Here is a 922-nt window from a genome sequence, read left to right as displayed (position 1 = left end):
ATCCCAACGGCGCGTTCGATGCGATCCAGCGTTACRCGTATGACCGGAACGGCAGGATGGTGACGCACGAAGTGGAGATTAACGGCGCGAAATACGCCGACCATTTCCACCATACGCTCGACGGACGCATCGATTCGTCCGAGGGGCCGCGCGGCCTGGCGTCGAAATTCGCACTGGGGCCCGACAAGAACCTGCGGTCGGTGACGGTCACGCATCCCGATTTTTCGGAGTCCCAAAAAATCATCGAGAATATCACCTACAATGCCGAGTCGCGCATCGAGCGGGTCGATTACCGCCTCGGCGCATTCACGCAGATGTCGTACGACCCGGCGACCCTGTTCCTCACCCACATCGTAACGCAGGCCGGAGACAAGCCGTTGCAGGATCTGACCATGACCTTCAACGGCAATGGATCGATCACCCAGATCGTCGATGGACTGCCGCAAGGCGCGGGCGATCAGGGGCATGTCGACCGGTCTGGAACGTTCCACTACAATTTCAAGAACGAGCTCGTCCGCATCGATCGCTACGGCCAGCCGGCCGAATTCGCCTATTCACCCGCCGGAACGTTCGCGCGCAATGACGAGTTGGAACCTGGCGCGCCAATCGCGCCAGCGACCGGTTCGGCAACAGGGCTCATACCGACTGGAACCGCGGCAAAGCCCTATGCTTTCGACGGTTTCGCGCAGTTGGCAAAATCGCCGACATTGACCGGGACGGTGTTCGACATCAACGGACGGCTGATCCGCGCGCAGACGGCAACGAACGAAGTGCTCTACGGCTACGACCAGACCGGTCGTCGCCTCTACAAGAAGGTGACGCCGACGAATGGGCCGGAACAGCTCTATCTCTACCCGGTCGAGACGTTCGAAATCGGCCCCAAGGGCGAGGAGAGCTACGTCAACATCGCCGACTCCAAGCT

At 60.5% G+C, this 922-nt stretch carries 1 pseudogene; it reads left to right on the top strand.

The window, feature by feature from the left end:
• Nucleotides 1–56: 56 nt before the first annotated feature.
• Nucleotides 57–922, top strand: a pseudogene (locus ACXJ7R_RS34475) (RHS repeat-associated core domain-containing protein); the annotation flags it as partial.

The organism is Mesorhizobium sp. P5_C1, from assembly GCF_054049815.1.
Note: the sequence above shows the minus strand (reverse complement) of the source record. Positions and strands in the feature narration are given on the sequence as shown.